Source organism: Sphingomonas japonica, assembly GCF_006346325.1.
In the GTDB taxonomy this organism is placed as follows: Bacteria; Pseudomonadota; Alphaproteobacteria; order Sphingomonadales; family Sphingomonadaceae; genus Sphingomonas; species Sphingomonas japonica.
On record NZ_VDYR01000001.1, the window covers coordinates 1,761,573 to 1,778,330 of the forward strand.

The window sequence follows — 16,758 nt, forward strand, 5'->3', positions numbered from 1 at the left end:
ATTGACGGAGGGGTTTCGACACGATGTTTGCTCGCACCACCAGCTTGATCGCGCTGCTTGCGCTTTCGTCCACCGCGCTGGCGCAGACCGCCCCCCCCGTACCGCCACAAACTGCGGTCGATCCGTCGATCTGGCCGGCGCCGAAATGGCCCTATGCCACCAATCCGCAGCATGAGGCGCGCATCGCCGACATGCTCAAGAAGATGTCGCTCGAGGAAAAGGTCGGCCAGGTGCTGCAGGCCGATATCGCCAGCGTCACCCCCGACGACGTCCGCAAATATCACCTCGGGTCGGTCCTGAACGGCGGCAATTCCGCGCCCGACAATGACGAGTTCGCGCCGCCCGAAAAATGGCTGGCGCTCGCCGATCGCTTCTACGACGCATCGATGGACCGCAGCGACGGCAAGCTGCCCATCCCGATCTTCTGGGGCACAGACGCAGTCCACGGCCATTCGAATATCGTCGGGGCGACGCTGTTCCCGCACAATATCGGCCTGGGCGCGGCGCGCGATCCCGATTTGATCGAGCGGATCGGCGCCGCCACCGCGCTCGAAGTCCGCGCCACCGGACAGGAATGGACCTTCGCGCCGACCATCACCGTGCCGCAGGACTATCGCTGGGGCCGTGCCTATGAAGGCTATTCGTCCGATCCGAAGCTGGTCGCCAGCTATGTCGGCCGGATGATCAAGGGGCTGCAGGGCGAACCCGGCGGCGAAAGCGTCATGGCCGGACCGCACGTCATCGCCTCGACCAAGCACTACCTCGCCGACGGCGGCACCACCGACGGCCGCGACCAGGGTGATGCGCAGATTTCCGAAACCGAGCTGCGCGATACCCACGGCATCCCCTATGTTCCTGCGATCGAAGCCGGGGTCGAAACGGTGATGACCAGCTTTTCGAGCTGGAACGGCACCAAGATCGCCGGCCATAAGGGGCTGGTCACCAACATCCTCAAGGAACGGATGAACTTCGGCGGGCTGGTCGTCACCGACTGGAACGCGCACGGCCAGGTGGCGGGTTGCACCAATGCCAGCTGTCCGCAGGCGCTGCTCGCCGGGATCGACATGTACATGGCGCCCGACAGCTGGCGCGATCTCTATGGCACGCTGCTGAAGCAGGTGAAGGACGGCACCGTGCCGATGACGCGGCTCGACGACGCCGTCGCCCGCATTCTGCGCGTCAAGCTGCGCATGGGACTGTTCGATGTCGGCAAGCCTTCGGCGCGGCCGCATTCGGGCGACTGGAAGATGCTCGGCGCGCCCGAGCACCGCGCGATCGCGCGCGAGGCGGTGCGCAAGTCACTTGTCCTGCTCAAGCATCAGGGCAGCGTGCTGCCGATCCGCGCCGGTGCCAAGGTACTGGTCGCAGGCGACGGTGCCGACGATATCGGGCGCCAGTCGGGCGGCTGGACGCTGACCTGGCAGGGTACGGGGCTCGACAACAGCCGCTTCCCCGGCGCTACGTCGATCTACAAGGGCCTGTCGGACGCGATCACCGCGACGGGTGGCACCGCGACGCTGTCGCCCGACGGCAGCTTTAGCGCCAAGCCCGATGTCGCGGTCGTCGTGTTCGGGGAGACGCCCTATGCCGAATTCCAGGGCGATCGCAAGACGCTGCAGCTGAGCGACGAGCTCAGCCAGCCATTCGCGACGATGAAGAAGCTCAAGGCCGCCGGCATTCCCGTCGTCGCGGTGATGATCACCGGCAGGCCGCTGTTCGTGAACCCCGCGCTCAACACCGCGGACGCCTTCGTCGTCGCATGGTTGCCGGGGTCGGAAGGCGCCGGACTGGCCGACGTCCTCGTCCAGCGCAGGGATCGCCGCGCGCCGTACGACTTCACCGGCAAATTGCCGACGCCGTGGCCCGCCACCGCCGATGCCAAGGGTGCGGCGCTCTATCCGTTCGGCTATGGCCTCACGATCGCGGGTGCGGCGCAGCCATGGAAGCCGCTGTCCGAAGATCCGGGCGTCGCGGACGCGGCGACGCAGGGCGTGTTCCTCGAGCGCGGCCTGCCGGCACCGTCCTGGTCGTTCTACGTCAGCGACCAGCCTGCCGACCAGACGCGCATCACCACGGTGCCGCTCGAAGCGCTGGGCGGACGCGCGAGCGTGACTGCGACCGACCATATCGTCCAGGAAGGCGCACGCCGCTTCGACATCAAGTCCGGCTCGGCGATGATCTCGCTCGCGACGCAGGCGCCCATCGACCTGACGCGCGAAACCAATGGCGACGTGCTGCTGGTGACGACGATCCGGCGCGACGGCGCGATCGGTGGACCGGTGACGATCGGCCAGCGCACCGGCCCCGGCGGCGCCACCGTTCCCGCCGACCTGATCGCCAAACTGCCACAGGGGCAATGGACCCGCGTCGGGATTCCGCTGAAATGCTTCGCTGGCGCAGGCGCCAACATGGCGAGCATCGACGAACCCTTCCAGCTGCGCCTTGCCGGTGGCGGCAGCTTGTCGCTGGCGCGCGTGGCGCTCGGCACTGACGCGGATCAGCGAATTTCCTGCCCCTGAGCGCATCGTAACCGGTTTCATTTCGCACGCCGGACGCTAATCCGGACGTGCGACCGGGCCGCTCGCGGCCGAGTGAGGGAGAGTTTGGGATGACGACACGCGCGCGCGGAACGATGGGGGCCTTTGCCGCCGTCACCACCTTGTTCTTCGCCTGGGGGTTCATCACCTCGCTGATCGACCCGCTGGTCGCAGCGGTGAAGGGCGTGTTCAGCCTGTCGGACATCGAGGCGCAGCTCTCCGCCTCGGCATTCTTCATCGCGTACGGCGTGGTGTCGCTGCCCGCCGCGGTGCTGGTCGCGCGGCGGCGGGCCGTGCCGTCGATCCTGATCGCGCTCGGTACGATGATCGCGGGCTGCGTCGTGATGCTGATTGCCGCCAACCTCGCGCTCTATCCGCTGGTGCTGCTGGGGCTGTTCATCCTGGCGAGCGGCATCACCATCCTGCAGGTCGCGGCCAACCCGCTGGCGGCCGCGCTGGGTGACCCCAAATTCAGCCATTTCCGACTTACCTTCAGCCAGGCGTTCAATTCGGTCGGCACCTTCATCGGGCCGTATATCGGCGCGGTGCTGTTCCTCGACGGACTCGAGGTCAAGGAGGGCGTCGCCGTCACCGACGCGGTGCGGGCCAGCGCATTGATCGGCATCGACCGAGCCTATTTCTGGCTCGCCGGGCTGATCGCCGTGCTGCTGGTCTTCTTCGTGTTCGCGCGGCGCACCGTCGAGGCCGCCGCCCCTGCTACCGCGCCGCACGCATCGGGCATCGCCGAAACGCTCAGGGAAGCGCTCTCCTCGCGCTGGGCGGTTCTGGGCGGCGCCGCGATCTTCCTCTATGTCGGCGCCGAAGTCGCGATCGGTACCCAGATGGCGCTGTTCCTTAATTCGAACGCGGTGTGGGGACTGTCCGACGCGCCCGCCGCCGTCGGGCCGCTCGCGCGTTTCATGGCGCTCGACAGCGATCCCGGCGTGTCGCTGCAGGAAGCGGCCAAGGCGGTCTCGCTCTATTGGGGCGGCGCAATGGTGGGACGGATCATCGGATCGGCGCTGCTTGCCCGCGTCAACGCCAGCGTGCTGCTGGCGATCTTCACCGCCGCGGCCGCGGCGATGTGCGGCTATGTCTTCGCGATCGGCGGGGTCGGTGCCGGCTATGTCGCGCTGTCGATCGGGCTATTCAACTCGATCATGTTCCCGACCATCTTTACGCTGACGCTTGAACGCTCGACCGCCAGCCAGGAGGCGACGTCGGGATTCCTGTGCACCGCGATCGTCGGCGGCGCGTTCATCCCGCCGCTGGTCGGCAGCGTGTCGCAGGCGACCGGCTATGCCGCTGCGTTCGTGGTGCCGATGCTGTGCTATCTCGCGTTGTGCGGCTTCGCGCTGCTGTCGCGCGGGGCGGGCGTAGTGCTGCGCGACGAACCCGCCGCCGCGAGCATCCATTGACGGCAATGGCCGGGTAGCGCGCGCTACCCGGCTGCCGCTTCATTCGGCAACAGCGTTCGTTTCAAGCAGTGCGATCGCCATCGCTATCGGTCCCAGCGGTCCGGCTTGCCCGCCCAGTTCCGGCGCCACTACATATGGTCCCGCCGGAACATTGACGTAGCCCGCAATATTGTCGCGCATCCGGGCCTCGATGCGTGGCAGCAGGTGCGGCTGCCCATTGGCGACCCCACCGCCGATCAGGATGCGGCAGGCGCCCACTCCCATGGCCAGCACCTGGCAAAGCTGCGCCAGGGCATCGACCACGCTGTCCCAGATCGGCGCGTCTTGGGCGATCGAACCGACATGCTCGCTGCCCAATCGGGCCTTGATCGCGGTGCCAGAAGCCAGCCCTTCGACACACGCGGCGTGGAAAGGACAGCTTCCCGGCCAGTCATCGCCCGCCAGGCGCGGCACACGGATGTGGCCAAGCTCGCAATGTCCGAAGCCGCGCGTCGGCTTGCCGTGCACGATCAACCCGACGCCGACGCCGGTCCCCAGCGTGATATAGGCGAAGTCGTCGATCCCCCGCGCTGCGCCCCATGTCCGCTCGGCGATCGCAGCACCGTTGACGTCGGTGTCGAACGCCATCGGCACGCCGAAGCGCCGCGACAGCCGCATCCCGACATCGCTATGCGACCAGTTCGGCTTCGATGTCGCAGTGACATAGCCATAGGTCGCCGACCGGGGATCGAGGTCGAGCGGCCCGAACGAAGCGATGCCCATCGCATCGAACCCGGTCGCCCTCCACCATCGGTCGAGCACCGCGTCGATCGCCGCCAGCGTTGCTTCGGGCGAACTCGTCGGCACCGTGACCTGCTCGATGCTTTCTCCTTCGATGGTCGCAAGCACGCATACGCATTTAGTTCCGCCGAGCTCCACGCCGGCGATTAAACCGGTTCCATTGTTGCGATAACGATCGGCGGCGGACGGTATGGAATCGGTTACAGTCATGATCACCATCTAGAAGCACGCGCCGGACGAAATGAACTAGATCACTTCGGGGCCGTGGTGGAACAGGGATTTAGTGCTTACTGATTTCCCCGAGCATAAAGGTCGGGAAGCTCGCATTCGAGCAGGATCGAAGGGTCGTCGGCAAACGTCTTGAAGTCGGCGGCGCTCGCTTGGCCGGGGTATGGCGCGTAGAAGTGCTCCCTGCCCTCGACTGCGACGGTGGCGTTGCGCCACACCAGCGCCCAGGCGATGCCGCGCGTCTCGGCATCGGCGTTGATCCCGGCGAGCAGCACGCTGGTCCACCAGTCGGGATCGGGGATCGCCTCCAGCCCGGTCTCGGTCAGCGCGGCGATCTTGCCGCGCTCGCGCGCCATGCCGACCAGCAGGCGCAGGCGGTTGCGGAACACGTCCGTCGTCTCTGCCGATTTGATGCTGTGATAATCGTCGAACCCCAGTACGTCGATGACGTCGTCGCCGGGATAACGCTCGAGATATTCGGCCTCGCTGTCGAACACGTCGGTCGAATAGGAGTAGAGGACGTTGCGCAGTCCCCGCCGGTCCCGCAGATGCTCGACCGTCATTCGCCACAGCCCCTTGAACTCGGCGGGAGTGGCGTGGTCCCTGCCCCACCAGAACCAGCTTCCGGTATGTTCGTGATACGGACGAAACACTACCGGAATCGGCGTGCCGTCCGCAGCCTCGAGACCGGCGATGAAATCTGCGGCGACGTCCAGCCGCGCCATGTATTTGGAGTGGAGATCGCCGCCAGGCAGGATGCGCGCAACCGCGGGCAGATCGACATTCCACGCATCGCCGTCATTGGCGGGATTGCCCTGATGCCATGACAAGGTGATCACGCCGCCGCGCGCGAAGCCCTGGCGGATATAGTCGCGAAGCCGCTGCGCTCCGGCCGGATCGACCTGCATCGCGCCGTTGCGAGCGAAAATGTCCATCAGGTCCCAGCCATAGACGGCCGGGAAACACCCCGCGACGTCCTTGACGTCGGAGCGGTCGGGTTCGCCGCGCCAGCGATAGCCATAGGCCAGCGTGTTCTGATGGCCGAACATCGTCGCGGTCGGGGCTAGCGCCGCCATCGAATGCAGCAGCGCCCTGGTCTCCACCGTCGCCTGCCGGTCCACCGGATCGGGGCTGGACCGAGCCGTAGCGACCGGCGGCAGGGCAGCGCATCCTGCCAGGCTGGCGCAGGCCACCAACAGCGGGAACTTCGACATCGCATCCTCCGGGGAAAACGTCACGCCCCCGGACGAAGGGGCCGTGCGCCCCGCCCGACCCCCTTTCCGTCGGACGGGACGCGCGCCGGGCTTTCCTGATGGAAATGCCCGGCTCGGTCTGGGTCAAAGCGTCAGGCGAACGCTCAACTGGACTTGGCGATCGCTCTTGAAGAACGAGCGCGGCGCTTCGAGCCCATCGCCATTGAGCTGGAACGTGGTCCTGATCTTGTAATCAAACAGGTTGTTGACCTGGACGCCGATCTTGAACTGTTCGTTGACGGTGTAGAATAGCGACGCATCGGCCGAGTCCGTCGCAAGACTGTACACAGGCAGGAACGGGAAGCAGCAGTCGCGATTGCTCAGGAGGAATTTCGACCGCCAGTTATACGCAAGTCGCGCATAGATGCCGTATTTGTCGAAGAATACCGACGTGTTGACGTTGTGTTTGGACAGCTGCGGCAGCGGGATGTTGTCGTACAGCCCCTGGATGTCCTGCGGCGGCTGGTTGCCATCGCCTTCGTTCGGCGTCGGATCGGTCGAAGGCCGAAAATCGGGCGGCGAGACGATGATCCGGCCGGCGTCGATATACGTATACGCCGCCTGTAGCCCCAGGCCGCTGAGCGGGCCCGGCAGGAAGTCGTACGTCTGCTGGTACGCCAACTCCACACCCTTGATATCGCTCGACCCCAGCGCATTGGCGGGACCCGTCAACTGCAGGTCGTAGCTCGAACCGCCATTCTCGAACGTACGGTTGAACCCGCTATTCTGGACGATGACGTCGGTCAGCTTCTTGTAGAAGCCGGTCGCGGTCAGCGAGCCGACACGAGCGAAATACCATTCGGCGCTGAGATCGAACTGATCGGCCTTGATCGGCTTAAGGAACGGGTTGCTCGACCGTGCTTCGAACACGCCGGTATTGCCATTGAAGCCGAGCGAAACGAAGTTCCGCAGATCGCCGAAGTTGGGGCGGTTGATCGCCTTCGACGCAGCGAAGCGGAACGTCAGCTTGTCCGACGCGTCGAAGCGGACGTTGAGGCTAGGCAGCCAGTTGTCGAACGTCTGTTCCGCCACCTGTGGAAGCGACGCGCCGTTGGCAAAGGCCAGTGCCGCCGCCTGCTGCTCCGCCGTCACGCCCGTGCGGCACAATGCCGGCAGCTGCGATTGCGAAGGCGATTCGCCGGTAATGGGATCGACTTCGGTCTGTTCCGCGCAATAGGCGGCAAAGTCCGCGAAGCCGTCTGGCAGTACCTGATTACGCTGCGGGAAATTGATCGCCCCTGCCGCTTCGTTGGTGGTCTGGACCCAGCGGACACCGATATTGCCCGACAACCGCATACCGCTGTCGAAATCCGTGCCGAAATCCAGCCGAGCGTACGCCGCCTTCGTTTCCTCGGAATTGTCGTAGACTTCGTTCGGCTGAAAATAACCCTCGATGAGTTCATCGACGCCGTTCGGCGTACGATCTTCGAGGGGCGTGTAGCTGAACTGACCAGAGGGGTCTTTCGCCCGCCGCAGCAATTCGGTCAGCGCATCGTGATCGCTCAGAATGTCGGCGCGGATCGACGGAACGCTCGGCACATTGGCCTCGCCGCGGAAGAAGTTCTCGTAGTTATACTGGTTGATCGCATCGGGCGTCACGCTGACGAAGCGCGGTCCCTGATCGACCCAGGTCGCCGACAGCGACCCCCAATTATTGTAGTCGTTGGTGCGTACAGTCTGCTGCCGCTTCGAATAGCGGCCGCCGAAGCGCAGCTTGCGCAGGAAGCCGTCTTCCGAAACGTCGAACTCGCCATCGGCGCGGAAGGCATATTCGTCGCCGTCGTTGATCGAGCGGTTGTTGAACGCGTTGTTGTAGAACCAGCTTCCCTGGTTGGCGAAGTAGCTGGTGGTATCGAAGCCCGGCGTCACGAACGACACGTTGGGGATGTCGTTCTGCAGATCGATCGTAACGTTCGAGAAGGTATAGATATCGACGATGTCGTCGGTGCCTTCCGCCTCGGACTTGGCATATTGCGCGTCAAAGTTGAAGCGCAGCCGGTCGCTCGCCTGCCACTTGATGTTGAGCGACGCGTCCTGATTGACCGACTTGCTGGAGAAATAACGATTGGTCGAGGCGGTGTTGATCCCGCCCGGATTTACGAATTGGTCGTACGGGCAATAGGTAATCGGCGCGGTATTGGCAGGCGGATCGTAAAAGCCACAATTAGCGCCACCGGGTAGATTCCGCGCCTGGAGGTTGCCGCGGCGAACAATGGTGCCGCCGGTGAAAACGCCATCGTCGTTGAACGTGTAATTGGCGTTGGGATCGTAGGGGAAACCGTCCTGCTGAATATATCCGGCCGGATAGGTGTTGCCGATATCGTTGTAATAGATGTTCGGCTCGACCGTGCGATCGACCCAGCTTTCGATCGATTCGGCACGCAGATACTGCGCGGTGATCAACAGGCTCTCGTCGGCAGTCTCGAACTGGCCAGCGGCGGCTATGCTGTTGCGCTTGGTATTGAAGCTCTGTTGGCGAAAGCCCGCGCCGCTGGGGGTGTAGACCGTGTCAAACCCTTCAGGAGTCGGAAAATTGTCGCAGACGCGCAGCTGATACGGCGTGCCTTCATTGATCAGGCGACCTTCGTTGGGATTGTTGCCGTCGCAGGTGACGCCGTCGAACTGCGAGCCCTGATAATCGACACCGTCGGGCGCATAGCCATCGACGCCGTCATCGGGCGCGTTGAAGCGCGGCAGGAACGACGAGAGGAAGATCGAATCGGCGCGGCTGCGCTGCTGGAAATAGCTGCCGCCGACGAGCAGTCCGACGCGGTGGCCATCGCCGACCTCCCACTGGTTGCTGTAGAGACCCGCGAACGAACCTTCGGCCTGCTGTGCCAGATCGCCGTAGCTGACGCCGCCCGAGAGGTAGAGGATGCGATCGTTGCTGTCGAACGGCTTGCGCGTGTTGATGCTGACCGTGCCGGCGATGCCGCCTTCGATCAGATCGGCGGTCAGGTTCTTAAACACCTCGACCGACCCGGCGAGTTCGGCAGGAATGTCGTTATAGCCGATGTCGCGTCCGGCGCTGACCGAGAAGGTGTCGCGGCCGTTGAACTCGCCGCGGGTATAGGTGAGGCCGCGGATCTGGACGCCCGATCCCTCGACCGAGAAATGCTGCGAGTCGTTGGGCGCCGCAAAGCGATCGATCGAGACGCCAGGAATGCGCTGCAGCGCCTCGTTGATCGAACGGTCGGGAAGCGCGCCGATGTCCTCGGCAGTGATCGCATCGACCACCGTGTCGGCACGCCGCTTGATCTCCTGCGCATTGGCAAGGCTGGCGCGGATGCCGGTGACGACGATATCGCCGACTGCGGCGTCTTCGTCGGCAAGGTCGGTCTGCTCGAGCGGCGGCGGCGCCTGGTCGGTCTCCTGAACCGGATCATTCTGCGTAGTCTGCGCAAAGGCGCTTTGCGCGCTACCGATCAGTGCGAGCGCCGAAACTCCGGCAATCAAATGTGTGAATTGGCGTCCATGACGCAGGTGACGCGTGGCCATCCCTATTTCCCCCAGCATGCTCTCCCCACGCCTGCCGCTACTGCGGTTCGGCGGCCTCGCTCGATTCATCGATCGTTGGCGATGCATAGTCTGGATATTGCGCTACCATGCGCGTGGCAAGCACAAAAACAAAATTGATTTATTTAAATATTGCGCGACATATCCGGGGCGGGGAGAGCGGGCGATGACGGGCGCGCCAAAGCGGATGCGGACGGTGATACTGGGAGGCGGCACGGCGGGTTGGATGACCGCCGCGGCGCTGGCTCGCCTGCTGCCGGCCGCGACCGACGTGCATCTGGTCGAATCGGCGGAGATCGGCATCGTCGGCGTCGGCGAAGCGACGCTGCCGCACCTGCGCGCGTTCATCGAGCGGCTGGGCATCGACGAAGCCGAGTTCATCACTGCGACCGAAGCGACCTTCAAGCTCGGCATCGACTTTCGCGATTTCGGCAGCATCGGCAGCGCCTACATCCACCCGTTCGGCAGTTTCGGGGCGTCGATCGGCGATGTTGGATTCCATCACTACTGGCTGCGCGCACACCAGGGGGGGCACGGCGCGCCGATCGAGGCGTACAGCCTGCCATGCCGCGCCGCCCGCGCCGCGCGCTTCGAGCGCCCCGATCCCGGTAGCGATGCCGCGCATGCCGGTTATGGCTATGCCTATCAATTCGACGCCACCCGTTTCGCTCCGTTCCTGCGCGCGCTTGCCGAAGCGAGTGGCGCACGGCGAAGCGAGGGCCGGGTGGCGTCGGTCGAACGCGATCCGGAAAGCGGCGATGTCCGGGCGCTGATGCTGGAAGACGGCCGCCGCGTCGAAGGGGATCTGTTCATCGACTGCTCGGGCTTTCGGAGCCTGTTGCTCGGCGATGCGATGGGCGCGGCATGGCAGGACTGGTCGCACTGGCTGCCGTGCGACCGCGCGGTCGCCCTGCCCTGCGCCTCCCCCGATGGCCCGATCGCGCCGTTCACGACCGCGCAGGCGATGGCGGCGGGCTGGCGCTGGCGCATCCCGCTGCAGCACCGCGTCGGCAACGGCTATGTCTATTCGAGCGCGCACCTCGGCGACGATGCCGCCGCCGACGCGCTGCTCGCCGCGGTCGAGGGGCAGCCGCTGGCCGATCCGCGCCAGTTGCGGTTCAAGGCGGGGCGCCGCACGCAAAGCTGGGTAGGCAATGTCGTGGCGGTGGGTCTGGCGAGCGGCTTTCTCGAACCGCTCGAATCGACCAGCATCTATCTGGCGCAGGCGGCGATCACCCAGTTGATCGAGCTGTTCCCCGACGGTGACACGATCGATCCGCGCGATCGCACCGAGTTCAGCCGGCTCGTCGACCTCGAATATGATCGCATCCGCGATTTCCTGATCCTCCACTATCATGCCACCGCGCGCGACGATTCCGACTTTTGGAACCATGTCCGCACGATGGCGGTGCCCGATACATTGGGCGAGAAGCTCGAATTGTGGCGCCGCGCGGCGCGCGTCGAACATTATGAGTATGGGCTGTTCCTCGAACCGAGCTGGATCGCCGTCTATCTGGGCCAGGGGGTGCTGCCCGATCGCATCGACCCGCGCGCGGCAGCGGTCGATCCGGCGCGGCTGGGTGGCGCGATGGCGGCGCTCGACCGCGATATCGCCGCGCGGGTAGCGGCGATGCCCGATCACCGCGCGGCGCTGGCCAGACTGCCCCGGACCGCGCATGCCGCCTGACGCAGGGTTGCCCGCGCGGATCGTCGTTGCCGGCAGCGGGATTGTCGCGTTATCGGCCGCGCTGATGCTGCGGCGGATCGTGCCGGGGGCCGCGATCCTGCTGATCGAGACACCATTCGACCCGGATGCGCTGACCGATCGCACCTCCCGGCTGTGGCCGATCGCCGATTCGTTTCACACGCGCATCGGTCTCGATCCGGCGGCGCTGCCGCGCGATACCGCTGCCAGCGTCCATTCCGCCGATCGCTTCGAACGCTGGGGATCCGACCCGGCATGGTTGCTGCCGACCGATGCTCAGGCGATCGACGGCACGCTGTTCCAGCACTGGCTGCGCGCCGGGGCCGGGCCGCTGGCGGCGCTGGCGCCCGAGGCAGCGCTTGCGCAAAGCGACCTGGTGGTCCGCACGCTGCCGCATCTGCGGATCGATCCGGCCAGCTATCGGGCGTTGCTGTCGCGCGGCATCGACGGCGCGCGGATCGCGCGACGTGCGCTGGCAGACTTCGGTGTCGAGCGCGCGGCCAGCGGCAGCGTTGCCGCAGTAATCGGCGGCGGCGACCGCATCGAAGCCGACTGGTTCGTCGATGCGACCGGTGCAGCCGCGCGTATCGCCGGCCTCGTCGCGCCTGCTCATGCTACCGTGCCGACCGCCTGCGACCTCATCGCCTATGGCCGCGACGAAGCCCCGCGCGGGTCTGCGATCGACCGCTGGAGCGGAACTCCCGGCGGATGGATCGCGCGCATCCCGGGCCCGCGGGCATCGACGACCATGATGGGCTTTGCATCGGCGCTGACCGACCCGGCCGACGCCGCGCGCCGGTTTCGCACCGAAACCGGCGCCGCCCCGCAGCATGTTGCCAGCTTCACCATGACCCGCCGCGACAGCTGGAGCGGCAATGTCCTGGCGCTTGGCGAAGCTGCGGTCGGGATCGACGTGATCGGCGGGCTCGGGCTGGCGCTGACCCATAGCGCGATGGTGCACCTCGCCGAACTGCTCCCCGGCCGGGTGCCCGCACCGATCGAAACCGCCGAGTTCAATCGCCGCACGCGCGCCGAGTTCGATGCGGCCGCAGACTATGTCGCGCTGCACTACCGGGCGCCGCGCGACGGATCGTTCTGGGAGCGGGCGCGCACGCTGCCGGTGTCGGACGATCTCGACCGCCTGCTCGACCAGTTCGCACGGCATGCTCGCATTCCCCACCGCGACGACAATCCGGTGCCCGATGCCACGTGGCGCGTGCTCCTCGCCGGGATCGGCGTCCTGCCGCGGCACGCCGACGCCATCACCCGGTCGCAGCCGCTCGTCCGGTCGCAGCACGTCCTTGCCCAGGCACAGCAGCGCGTCGATCTCGCCAGACGCGATGCGACCCCCTATCGCGCCTGGCACGACCTTCAGCTCGGGAGATCAGCATGACCGCCGACCACGCGCCGATCCGCGACGTCGTCATCGTCGGCGGCGGCACCGCCGGCTGGATGCTTGCCGCCGCCGCATCGCGCTATCTCAACGACGGCCAACGGCGCATCACGCTGATCGAATCGGAGGCGATCGGCACGATCGGCGTAGGCGAGGCAACGATCCCGCCGATCCTCAACTTCAACGAATTTCTCGGCATCGACGAGGCCGAGTTCGTCGCCGCCACTGGCGCGAGCTTCAAGCTCGGCATCGAATTCGTCGGCTGGGGCGGCGAAGACGAACGCTATCTGCATCCGTTCGGCAGGCTGGGCCGCGACCTGCACGGCGTCGACTTCCACCATTTCTGGCGCAAGTTCCGGGACCACCCGGACACCGGCGCGATCACCGACTATTCGATGTCGGCCGCCGCGGCCGCGGCCAACCGCTTCGCCCCGCCCGCGGCCGACCCCCGCAATCCGCTGGCACACCTTGCCTATGCCTATCATTTCGACGCCGGTCGCTATGCCCGGTTCCTGCGCGACTATGCCGAGGCGCGCGGCGTGGTGCGGGTCGAGGGCCGCATCGCCGCGGTCGATCGCGACACCCCGCGCGGCCATGTCGCCGCCGTCACCCTCGACGACGGACGCAGGATCGACGGCGAGCTGTTCGTCGATTGCTCGGGCTTTCGCAGCATGCTGCTCGGCGATGCGATGGGGTCCGCATTCACCGACTGGTCGCACTGGCTGCCCTGCGACCGCGCATGGGCGGTGCCGTGCGCGCGCACCGCGCCGCTGGTTCCCTATACCCGCTCGACCGCGCGGCCCGCGGGATGGCAATGGCGCATTCCGCTGCAGCACCGCACCGGAAACGGCCATGTCTATGCATCGGCATTCATGGACGATCAGGCCGCGCTCGACCTGCTACTCGCCAATCTCGACGCGCCCGCCGACGCCGAACCACGCCAGGTCAGCTTCAAGGCGGGTCGCCGCGAGGAATTGTGGCGCGGCAACGTCGTTGGGCTGGGCTTGGCGGGAGGGTTTCTCGAACCGCTCGAATCGACGAGCATCCACCTCATCCAGCATGGCATCCAGCTGTTGTTCGCGTTGTTCCCCGACCGCAGCTTCGCCGATATCGAGCGCCGCGAATATAACCGGTTGATGACCTCGCAGTTCGATGCGATCCGCGATTTCATCATCCTGCACTACCATGCCACGCAGCGCAGCGGCGAGCCGTTCTGGGACCATGTCCGCACGATGGACATACCCGACACGCTTGCGAACAAGATCGCGCTGTTCCGCGAGAAGGGCCGCGTTTTTCGCTATGATGACGAGCTGTTCGCAGTCCCCAGCTGGGTGGCCGTGCTGATCGGCCAGGGCATCGTTCCGCGCGGATACGATCCCGTGGCGGATTCGCTCGCCGACGATCGCGTGCTCGACATGATGGCGCAGCATCGCCGCGCTTATGCCGATATGGCAGCGCAGCTTCCCGACCACGCCGCCTATATCGAGCGATTGATCGCGCCATCGCCGCCGCGCGACGGCAGAATCGTCAGCGCAGTCCGAGCGCGCGGCTGAGATAGCCCTTGAGCGTCGCAGTTCGCCCGGCTCCCGGCGCGCCGATCACGCCGCGGGCATGTTCGGGAAGGTGCGCGCCTGCCTGCGGTGCGGTGTCAGCGAACACGTAATGATCGAACCAAGCGCGCCACGCGGTGCGTTCGCCCGGGGGCAGGTCGCGGATGCTCAGCAATCCGTGGACCAGCGCCGAGAAGGGCGATTCAGTCGGGTCCGCGCCGAACCAATAGTTGACCAGGATATTGAGCGGTCCGCTCGATCGCACCTGATGCCACCAGAGCGACGGGATGAAGATTGCGTCGCCGGGCTTGAGCACCGCCACCTGCGCATGCGCAAGCGCTTCGGCATAGAGCGGGAAGCGTTCGAGGTCGGGCGCGTCGGGATCGACCATGCTGACCGGCTGGCCGGCGATGGTGTTCTCGAGCGGCCCGACATAGAGGTTGGAGAGCTGCTCGGGAGGGAACAGCAGGAAGCGCCGCTCGCCCGCCGCGACGCAGGCGAGATTGGGCGCGACGTCGTAATGCGTCGAGACGACGCTGGCATTCCCAATCCATACCCGCGGCGTCGGATCGGGCACCGGCAGGTCGAGGCGGTTGGCGTCGGTCCATCCAGGAAGATGATCGGCGGCAGCGGCGGCCCCGGCATAATATGCCGGCGGATTGGGATGGCTCGACAGCCGGACCAGCTCGACCGCAAGTTCCGCCATCGTCGTCTGCTCGCGCCGGAAATTGAACCCGGCCATGTCGTCGGAATAGAAAAACCTTCCGCCGATTTGGGGTGCTCCGATCAGCACGCCGGTCGGCTTCGTCAGCCCGAAACTGGCGACGTAATGCGCGGTTTCGATCAGGCCGGCGCGTCCTGCTCCCACCGCCGGCCAATCCGCGACCTGTCCGCGCAGCACCACCGGGCGATAGGCCGCGACGACCTCGGCAAATTGCTCAGGCGCGATGCGGTCGCGCTCCGCGATGGGCGGCAGCGCGTCGATCGCGAAGGGCGTGACCGCATTCATGCCGCCGGCTCCAGGCGCACCTGCGACAATGCCGCGCGGCGAGTCGCGCCCGCGTCCGACGGGAGCAGCAGATCGCCGAACGGCAGCAGCGCCGCGCCCACCGCCGCCGCATCCTCCGCCATCGCCGCCGGCTGGACCGGCGCCAGCACCGGCGCATTGCGGCCGTGCAGGCGCACCAGCGCATTGGTGCGCTGCGCCAGCTGCTCGACGACGGCGACCGGGAGGCGCCCGCCGATCAGCACCGTTTCCGGATCGATCAGGCAATTGACCGCGATCAGCGGCTGCACCAGCGCGCGGGCCGACACCTCGACCCAGTCCTGCACCTCGCGCGCGACCGCGGGATTGGTGAGATCGGGCGATCGCACGCTGGCGTCCTTGATCCCCGCCGCCTCGAACCGCCGCGCCAGACCGGCAAGCGACACCAGATTCTGCAACTGGGTCGAACCGCCCGCGCCGTCATCGACCATTAGGAACCCGATCTCCCCCGAGCGGCCATTGGCGCCCCGATCATAGAGCGAATTGACGACCAGCCCGCCGCCCAGCGCATAGGTGACGAGCAGGTAGAAGAAGCTGGCATAGCGCTGTCCGAGGCCGAACTGCATCTCGCCGATGGCGGCCGCCGCCGCGTCGTTCTCGACGGTGACGTCGGCGCGAAACGGGCCGTCGAACAGCTCGCCGACATCGGTGGTCGCCCAGCGGCCATATCCGGCCGGACGCCCCGGCAGATCGACCTCTCCGATCTGGTCCGGCAGCGCCACGCCGATCCCGGCGAGCTGGTCCGACGCGATCCCCGCGGTGGCGAGCAACCCGGCGACCTCCCGACCGTAGAACGAGCGGACATCCTCGGGCATTGGAAAGTGCATGTCGTGACTGACGCGCGCGCGCACCGCACCCGCAAAATCGACCGCCACCAGCGTCAGGTGATCGCGATCGACGTTGACCCCGATCGAGAACGCTCCGGCCGGGTTGATCGTCAGCCGCGTCGCCGGCTGCCCCCTGCCCCCGCGCCGCTGCCCGGCGCGGTCGAGCAGTCCGGTATCGAGCAGGCGGTTGGTGATGTTGGTGACCGTGGCGTGGGTCAAGCCGGTCACCCCGGCGATGTCGGCACGGGTGACGGTGCCGTTGACGCGGATCGCGTGCAGGACGACGCGCTGGTTATGCTGACCCGCATGCTCGATATTGGCGCCTGCGAGCAACGAGGACTTGTCGCGCCAGCTCATTCCTGATCCCGATCGATGCCCATGCGGAGCAGCCTAGCCTTTGCGCAATCGCATTGGCAAAATATTCCGTGCAGCGATGCGGTCGCGGGCGCTTGCAACCCGGCGCAGGGTGCGCGACCACATGTGCCTGATCCTTGCGGGAGAACGCA

At 66.2% G+C, this 16,758-nt stretch carries 10 protein-coding genes; 5 read left to right on the forward strand and 5 right to left on the reverse strand.

The window, feature by feature from the left end:
* Nucleotides 1-23: 23 nt before the first annotated feature.
* Nucleotides 24-2,519 carry a glycoside hydrolase family 3 protein gene (locus FHY50_RS08710; protein ID WP_140048075.1) on the forward strand — a complete coding sequence of 832 codons (2,496 nt, stop codon included), beginning with the start codon at nucleotides 24-26 and terminating at the stop codon, nucleotides 2,517-2,519.
* Between the two features lie 89 nt (nucleotides 2,520-2,608).
* The gene (locus FHY50_RS08715; RefSeq protein ID WP_243846607.1) at nucleotides 2,609-3,955 is read left to right on the forward strand and encodes an MFS transporter; all 1,347 of its coding nucleotides are present in this window, start codon (nucleotides 2,609-2,611) and stop codon (nucleotides 3,953-3,955) included.
* Nucleotides 3,956-3,994: 39 nt separating this feature from the next.
* Here FHY50_RS08715 and FHY50_RS08720 read toward each other — a convergent pair whose 3' ends face one another.
* The 3 genes from FHY50_RS08720 to FHY50_RS08730 form a co-directional block, all read right to left on the reverse strand.
* A complete protein-coding gene (locus tag FHY50_RS08720) occupies nucleotides 3,995-4,945 on the reverse strand; it encodes an ROK family protein (protein ID WP_140048076.1) in 951 nt (316 codons plus the stop codon).
* A gap of 77 nt (nucleotides 4,946-5,022) precedes the next feature.
* Nucleotides 5,023-6,177 (reverse strand): glycoside hydrolase family 26 protein, encoded by a 1,155-nt coding sequence (locus tag FHY50_RS08725; RefSeq protein ID WP_140048077.1) that lies wholly within the window; start codon nucleotides 6,175-6,177, stop codon nucleotides 5,023-5,025.
* Nucleotides 6,178-6,300: 123 nt separating this feature from the next.
* Nucleotides 6,301-9,714: a TonB-dependent receptor gene (locus tag FHY50_RS08730; protein ID WP_166745410.1), complete on the reverse strand. Its 3,414-nt coding sequence runs from the start codon at nucleotides 9,712-9,714 to the stop codon at nucleotides 6,301-6,303.
* A 184-nt stretch (nucleotides 9,715-9,898) separates the two neighbouring features.
* Between FHY50_RS08730 and FHY50_RS08735 the strand changes: the two genes are divergently transcribed.
* The 3 genes from FHY50_RS08735 to FHY50_RS08745 are packed head-to-tail and all read left to right on the forward strand — an operon-like array spanning nucleotide 9,899 to nucleotide 14,383.
* On the forward strand, nucleotides 9,899-11,419 hold the full coding sequence (locus tag FHY50_RS08735) for a tryptophan halogenase family protein (protein ID WP_140048079.1): 1,521 nt from the start codon (nucleotides 9,899-9,901) through the stop codon (nucleotides 11,417-11,419).
* The gene (locus FHY50_RS08740; RefSeq protein ID WP_140048080.1) at nucleotides 11,409-12,830 is read left to right on the forward strand and encodes a tryptophan 7-halogenase; all 1,422 of its coding nucleotides are present in this window, start codon (nucleotides 11,409-11,411) and stop codon (nucleotides 12,828-12,830) included. The genes FHY50_RS08735 and FHY50_RS08740 overlap by 11 nt, the downstream gene beginning before the upstream one ends.
* Nucleotides 12,827-14,383, forward strand: a complete 1,557-nt coding sequence (locus FHY50_RS08745) for a tryptophan halogenase family protein (RefSeq protein ID WP_140048081.1) — start codon at nucleotides 12,827-12,829, stop codon at nucleotides 14,381-14,383. Before FHY50_RS08740 ends, FHY50_RS08745 begins: the two co-directional genes overlap by 4 nt.
* On the opposite strand, the gene FHY50_RS08750 is transcribed toward FHY50_RS08745, so the two are convergent.
* Nucleotides 14,358-15,389, reverse strand: coding sequence for a cupin-like domain-containing protein (locus tag FHY50_RS08750; protein ID WP_140048082.1), 1,032 nt, complete (start codon nucleotides 15,387-15,389; stop codon nucleotides 14,358-14,360). The genes FHY50_RS08745 and FHY50_RS08750 overlap by 26 nt on opposite strands.
* Nucleotides 15,386-16,609: an ROK family transcriptional regulator gene (locus tag FHY50_RS08755; protein WP_140048083.1), complete on the reverse strand. Its 1,224-nt coding sequence runs from the start codon at nucleotides 16,607-16,609 to the stop codon at nucleotides 15,386-15,388. Before FHY50_RS08755 ends, FHY50_RS08750 begins: the two co-directional genes overlap by 4 nt.
* Between the last annotated feature and the right edge of the window lie 149 nt (nucleotides 16,610-16,758).

Excerpts from the sequence above, each read along its gene's own strand:
- FHY50_RS08735 (WP_140048079.1), top strand. The coding sequence starts at position 9,899 with ATGACGGGCGCGCCAAAGCGGATGCGGACGGTGATACTGGGAGGCGGC.
- FHY50_RS08750 (WP_140048082.1), bottom strand. The coding sequence starts at position 15,389 with ATGAATGCGGTCACGCCCTTCGCGATCGACGCGCTGCCGCCCATCGCG.
- FHY50_RS08720 (WP_140048076.1), bottom strand. The coding sequence starts at position 4,945 with ATGACTGTAACCGATTCCATACCGTCCGCCGCCGATCGTTATCGCAAC.
- FHY50_RS08745 (WP_140048081.1), top strand. The coding sequence starts at position 12,827 with ATGACCGCCGACCACGCGCCGATCCGCGACGTCGTCATCGTCGGCGGC.
- FHY50_RS08725 (WP_140048077.1), bottom strand. The coding sequence starts at position 6,177 with ATGTCGAAGTTCCCGCTGTTGGTGGCCTGCGCCAGCCTGGCAGGATGC.
- FHY50_RS08755 (WP_140048083.1), bottom strand. The coding sequence starts at position 16,609 with ATGAGCTGGCGCGACAAGTCCTCGTTGCTCGCAGGCGCCAATATCGAG.
- FHY50_RS08715 (WP_243846607.1), top strand. The coding sequence starts at position 2,609 with ATGACGACACGCGCGCGCGGAACGATGGGGGCCTTTGCCGCCGTCACC.
- FHY50_RS08730 (WP_166745410.1), bottom strand. The coding sequence starts at position 9,714 with ATGGCCACGCGTCACCTGCGTCATGGACGCCAATTCACACATTTGATT.
- FHY50_RS08740 (WP_140048080.1), top strand. The coding sequence starts at position 11,409 with ATGCCGCCTGACGCAGGGTTGCCCGCGCGGATCGTCGTTGCCGGCAGC.
- FHY50_RS08710 (WP_140048075.1), top strand. The coding sequence starts at position 24 with ATGTTTGCTCGCACCACCAGCTTGATCGCGCTGCTTGCGCTTTCGTCC.